Here is a 5,837-nt window from a genome sequence, read left to right as displayed (position 1 = left end):
CCGTAGAACTGCTCCGTTGGGCGCGTGGGCAGGGGATCGACATCACCGCCGAGGTGACGCCGCACCATTTGCTCCTCGACGACTCCCGGCTGGAAACCTACGACGGAGTCAACCGGGTCAACCCGCCGCTGCGCGAGGTGCGCGACACCCACGCGTTGCGGGCAGCGCTCGCCGACGGCGTCATCGACTGCGTTGCCACCGACCACGCGCCGCACGCCGCGCAGGAGAAATGCTGCGAGTTCGCCCAGGCCAAGCCCGGCATGCTCGGTCTGGAGACCGCCCTCTCGATCATCGTCGAGACGATGGTCCGCCCCGGTCTGCTTGACTGGCGCGGTGTCGCCCGGGTGATGAGTGAACGTCCGGCGCAGATCGTCGGGCTCGACGATCAGGGCCGCCCGATCGAGGTCGGCGAGCCCGGTAACCTCACCGTCGTCGATCCGGACGCCGAGTGGACGGTAGTGCCCGATGAGCTGGCCAGTAAATCGACCAACACGCCGTACGCGGCGATGACACTCCCGGCCACTGTGCGCACCACGATCCTGCGCGGCACGGTGACGCACCGATGACCCTCGCCGATGTGATCCTGGTGACGGTGGTCGTCCTATTGTGGCTCGGCCTGATCGCGCTCGCGCTGCGGGGCTGGCGTAAACGGGGGCGCGCGCAGGCGCAGCAGTTGGGTGATTTCCCGGCGGTGCCCGCCGACGTGGGCGAGGTGCTGCTGGGGCCGACGACCGGCGTGTACGTGGGCAGCACCCTGGCCCCTCGCTGGGCGACCCGCGTGGCCGTCGGCGATATCGGCGACCGCGCGGCGGTGGAGTTGAGCCGTTACCGGCAGGGCATTCTGCTGCGGCGCGCGGGCGCGTCGCCGATCTGGATCCCGCACGAGGCAATCACCGCGGTGCGCACCGAACACGGCCTGGCCGGCAAGGTGATGACCCGCGACGGCGTCCTGGTGATCCGCTGGCGGCTGCCGTCGGGCACCGAACTGGACTCCGGCGTGCGCGCCGACGATAAGAGCACCTATCCGGCCTGGACGGCGCCGTACCGCGAGATCACCGCAGCGACCAGCGCCGATTTTCACCGACCCCAGACAGCCAGCACCGAAGTGACGAAGGATTGAACGAGACTATGAGCAAAGCAGTATTGGTGCTGGAGAACGGCAGCATGCACACCGGGGTGAGCTTCGGGGCCGAGGGCTCGACGTTCGGTGAGGCGGTGTTCTGCACCGCGATGACCGGATACCAAGAAATGCTCACCGACCCGAGCTATCACAAGCAGATCATCGTCTCCACCGCCCCGCAGATCGGGAACACCGGTTGGAACACCGAGGACGGCGAAAGCCTGCTGGGCAAGCGTTCACAGGTCCGCTGGTCGGCGGACTTCATCGACCACCAGGATCCGGGCAAGATCTGGGTCGCCGGGTACGCGGTCCGCAACCCCACCACGCGCGTCTCCAACTGGCGCGCCACCTCCAGTCTGGCCGATGAGCTCATCGCCCAAGACATCGTCGGCATCGCCGGAATCGACACCCGGGCTGTGGTGCGTCAACTCCGCGACTCTGGATCCATGCGCGCTGGGATCTTCTCCGGCGCCGCGGTGACCGCGGCGCCGGACATGCTGGAGCAGGTGCGTGCGCAGGCACCAATGGCCGGTGCCGCACTGGCGCAGGAGGTGAGCACCGAGGAGCCCTACGTGGTGGAGGCCGCCGGGGAGCCGCGCTGGCGGGTCGCCGCCCTCGATTTGGGCATCAAGGCGAATACACCACGCATGTTGGCCGCCCGCGGGGTTGAGGTACACGTCCTGCCGGCCGACGCCACCTACGCCGACGTCATGGCGGTTGAGCCCGACGGTTTCTTCCTCTCCAACGGCCCGGGTGACCCGGCCACCGCGGACGCCGCTGTGCAGCTGACCCGGCAGGTGTTGGCCGCCAAGCTGCCGATGTTCGGTATCTGTTTCGGTAACCAGATTCTTGGCCGCGCCCTCGGGCTGACGACCTACAAACTCAAGTTCGGTCACCGCGGGATCAATATTCCGGTAATCGACGTGGCCTCGGGTGAGGTCGCCATCACCTCGCAGAACCACGGTTTCGCCCTGGCGGGCGCCGCTGGTGACGAGTTCGACACCGACTTCGGTCGCGGTCGGGTGAGTCATGTCTGCGCCAACGACGGCGTCGTGGAGGGCGTCGAGCTGATCGACGGCAGTGCCTTCTCCGTTCAGTACCATCCCGAGGCCGCGTCCGGCCCGCACGACGCCGCCAACCTGTTCGACAAGTTCGTCTCCGCCATGGAGACCGCGAAGAAAGCCAACGCCTGATGCCACGCCGTCCCGACCTCAACCATGTCCTGGTCATCGGCTCCGGTCCGATCGTGATCGGCCAGGCCTGCGAAATCGACTACTCCGGCACCCAGGCGTGCCGGGTCCTCAAAGCCGAGGGTCTGCGGGTGTCGCTGATCAACTCCAATCCGGCGACGATCATGACCGACCCGGAGTTCGCCGACGCCACCTATGTCGAGCCGATTACCCCGGAGTTCGTCGAGAAGGTCTTCGCAGCCGAAGCCGCTGCCGGGCACCCCGTCGACGCCGTACTGGCCACCCTGGGTGGCCAGACCGCGTTGAACACGGCGGTGGCCCTGCATGAGCAGGGGATTCTGGCTAAGCACGGGATCGAACTGATCGGTGCCGACATCGACGCCATTCAGCGCGGCGAGGACCGTCAGATGTTCAAGGACATCGTGACCAAGATCGGCGGCGAGAGCGCCCGATCGCGGGTCTGCCACACCATGGACGAAGTCCGTGACACCGTCACTGAACTCGGCTACCCGGTGGTCGTGCGGCCGTCATTCACGATGGGTGGGCTCGGCTCGGGGATGGCCTACAACGAGGTGGACCTCAACCGCATCGCCGGTGGCGGTCTTGCCGCGTCCCCGACCGCCAACGTCCTGATCGAGGAGTCGATTCTCGGGTGGAAGGAGTTCGAACTAGAACTCATGCGGGATAACCGCGACAACGTGATCGTGATCTGCTCGATCGAGAACGTCGACCCGGTCGGCGTGCACACCGGGGACTCGATCACGGTGGCCCCCGCGATGACCCTCACCGACGTCGAATACCAGGAGATGCGCGACCTGTCGATCGCCATCATCCGTGAGGTCGGTGTGGACACCGGTGGCTGCAACATCCAGTTCGCGCAGGACCCGCGCGACGGCCGCCTAGTGGTCATCGAGATGAACCCGCGCGTCTCGCGGTCCTCAGCGCTGGCCTCCAAGGCCACCGGTTACCCGATCGCGAAGATGGCCGCCAAGCTTGCCATCGGATACTCGCTCGACGAGATCACCAACGACATCACCAAGGCCACCCCGGCCGCCTTCGAGCCGTCGATCGATTACGTCGTGGTCAAAGCGCCGCGGTTCGCGTTCGAGAAGTTCCCCGGCGCCGACGACACGCTGACCACCACGATGAAGTCGGTCGGGGAGGCGATGAGCTTGGGCCGCAGCTTTACCGAGGCGTTGGGCAAGGTGATGCGCTCACTGGAAACCAAGGCGGCCGGTTTCTGGACCGAGCCAGATCGTCTCGCTCCGGCCGACTTGGATGTCGAGGCCGTACTGGCCGATATTTCGGTGGCTCGGGACGGCCGACTGTACAAGATCCTGCAACTGCTGGAGGCTGGCGTCTCCATCGAGCGGATTTACGAGGCCACCGCGATCGATCCGTGGTTCCTGGCCGAGATCGCCCAGATCGGCGACGTGGGCGCATCGGTGCGCGATGCGGAGACAGTCGGCGCCGATCTGCTGCGTTACGCCAAGTTCACCGGGCTGTCCGATAAGCAGATCGCTGCGCTACGCGCGGCGGGCGGCGACACCGCGCTGGCGGATGAGACCGCCGTGCGCAAGCACCGCCACGAGTTGGCGATCCGGCCGGTCTACAAGACCGTCGACACCTGCGCCGCCGAGTTCGAGGCCAAAACGCCGTACCACTACTCCACCTATGAGCTGGATGAGGCCGCGACCTCGGAGATCGCTCCGCAGACTGACCGCCCGAAGGTGATCATTCTGGGGTCCGGTCCCAACCGCATCGGTCAGGGCATCGAGTTCGACTACTCGTGCGTGCACGCGGCCCTCACTCTGAGTCAGGCTGGCTACGAGACGGTCATGGTCAACTGCAACCCGGAGACGGTTTCCACCGACTACGACACCGCCGACCGTCTGTACTTTGAGCCGCTGACCCTCGAGGATGTCCTCGAAGTGATCCACGCGGAGTCGGAATCAGGGACTGTCGCCGGCGTCATCGTGCAGTTGGGCGGTCAGACGCCACTGGGCCTGGCCGCGCACCTGGAAGCCGAAGGGGTGCCGATCGTCGGGACCGGTCCGAGCGCCATCGACCTGGCCGAGGACCGCGGCGCGTTCGGTCAGGTTCTCATCGACGCGGGTCTGCCCGCGCCGAAGTTCGGTACCGCGACCACCTTCGCCGGTGCCCGCGACATCGCTGCCGACATCGGTTATCCGGTGCTGGTGCGTCCGTCGTATGTGCTCGGCGGCCGCGGTATGGAGATCGTGTACGACGAGGCGGCTCTCGCCGACTACATCTCCCGCGCCACCGAGATCTCCGACGACCGCCCGGTGCTGGTCGACAGGTTCCTGGAGGACGCGGTGGAGATCGACGTCGACGCACTCTATGACGGCACCGAGTTGTTCATCGGCGGCATCATGGAGCACATCGAAGAGGCTGGCATCCACTCCGGTGACTCGGCGTGCGCCCTGCCGCCGATCACGCTGGGCGCTTCGGAGATCGCGGCGGTCCGGAGTTCCACCGAGGCACTCGCCAAGGGCATCGGTGTGCGCGGCCTGCTGAACGTGCAGTACGCGCTGAAGGACGGTGTGCTTTACGTTCTGGAGGCCAACCCGCGCGCCAGCCGCACCGCACCGTTCGTGTCCAAGGCCACCGCCGTGCCACTGGCGAAGGCCTGCGCTCGGGTGATGATGGGCATGTCCATCGCTGAACTGCGTACGCAGGGGATTTTGCCGGCCACCGGCGACGGCAGTGTGGTGCCGCCGAACTCGCCGGTCGCAGTGAAGGAAGCGGTGCTGCCATTCAACCGGTTCCGCACCCCGGACGGTTCGGCGGTCGACACGCTGCTGAGTCCGGAGATGAAGTCCACCGGCGAAGTGATGGGCTTCGACCGCGACTTCGGCCGGGCCTTCGCCAAGGCGCAGGCGGCCACCTCCGGCGCGTTGCCGCGGAGCGGCACCGTCTTCGTGTCCGTCGCCAACCGCGACAAGGCGTCAATTGCGTTCCCGATCAAACGCCTGGCCGACCTTGGCTTCACCATCCTGGCCACGAGCGGTACGGCAGATGTGCTGCGTCGCAACGGTATTGAGGTCACTGAGGTGCGCAAGCACTTCGAGGCCGGCGAGGGCGAGGATTCGGTGGTCGACATGATCCGCGACAGACGGGTCGACCTGATCGTCAACACCCCGGCGGGTAGCTCCGGTCCGCGCGCCGACGGTTATGAGATCCGTGCCGCCGCGATTACCGCGAGTATTCCCTGCGTGACGACAGTGCCGGGTGCCGGTGCCGCGGTGCAGGGGATTGAAGCGGCCCTGGGGGAGACGATGGGCGTCGAATCGCTGCAGCGCCGCCACGCCGAGCTCCTGGGGAATACGTAGTGGTTCCCGGGCCGGCCGCCAGCTTCGCGGGCCGGTATGTGGCTGCGGTGGCCGAGCGTGGCCGCTTGTGCGCCGGTATCGACCCGCACGCCGCATTGTTGGAGCAGTGGGGCCTGCCGGTGTCGATCGACGGCCTGCGCGTCTTCGCCGACGCGTGTGTGGCCGGACTTGGCC

At 66.8% G+C, this 5,837-nt stretch carries 4 protein-coding genes and 1 pseudogene; all 5 read left to right on the top strand.

Translation table 11 applies throughout. The features are described from left to right. Positions 1-566: amidohydrolase family protein (locus WAW85_RS05890; protein WP_422558709.1), on the top strand; the 566-nt coding region annotated here is incomplete at its 5' end. Further along, positions 563-1,120, top strand: a complete 558-nt coding sequence (locus tag WAW85_RS05885; protein WP_422558708.1) for a transporter — start codon at positions 563-565, stop codon at positions 1,118-1,120. The genes WAW85_RS05890 and WAW85_RS05885, both read left to right, overlap by 4 nt. Before the next feature lie 8 nt (positions 1,121-1,128). Beyond that, a complete protein-coding gene (gene carA / locus WAW85_RS05880; protein ID WP_422558707.1) occupies positions 1,129-2,313 on the top strand; it encodes a glutamine-hydrolyzing carbamoyl-phosphate synthase small subunit in 1,185 nt (394 codons plus the stop codon). Beyond that, positions 2,313-5,663, top strand: coding sequence for a carbamoyl-phosphate synthase large subunit (gene carB, locus WAW85_RS05875; RefSeq protein WP_422558706.1), 3,351 nt, complete (start codon positions 2,313-2,315; stop codon positions 5,661-5,663). The genes carA and carB overlap by 1 nt, the downstream gene beginning before the upstream one ends. Continuing rightward, positions 5,663-5,837: pseudogene (locus WAW85_RS05870) on the top strand (orotidine 5'-phosphate decarboxylase); the annotation flags it as partial. The gene carB and the pseudogene WAW85_RS05870, both read left to right, overlap by 1 nt.

The sequence above is a fragment of the Gordonia sp. (in: high G+C Gram-positive bacteria) genome, from assembly GCF_049299075.1.
GTDB lineage: Bacteria > Actinomycetota > Actinomycetes > Mycobacteriales > Mycobacteriaceae > Gordonia.
This window is presented reverse-complemented; position numbering and strand designations above follow the sequence as displayed.

Excerpts from the sequence above, each read along its gene's own strand:
- WAW85_RS05885 (WP_422558708.1), top strand. The coding sequence starts at position 563 with ATGACCCTCGCCGATGTGATCCTGGTGACGGTGGTCGTCCTATTGTGG.
- carA (WP_422558707.1), top strand. The coding sequence starts at position 1,129 with ATGAGCAAAGCAGTATTGGTGCTGGAGAACGGCAGCATGCACACCGGG.
- carB (WP_422558706.1), top strand. The coding sequence starts at position 2,313 with ATGCCACGCCGTCCCGACCTCAACCATGTCCTGGTCATCGGCTCCGGT.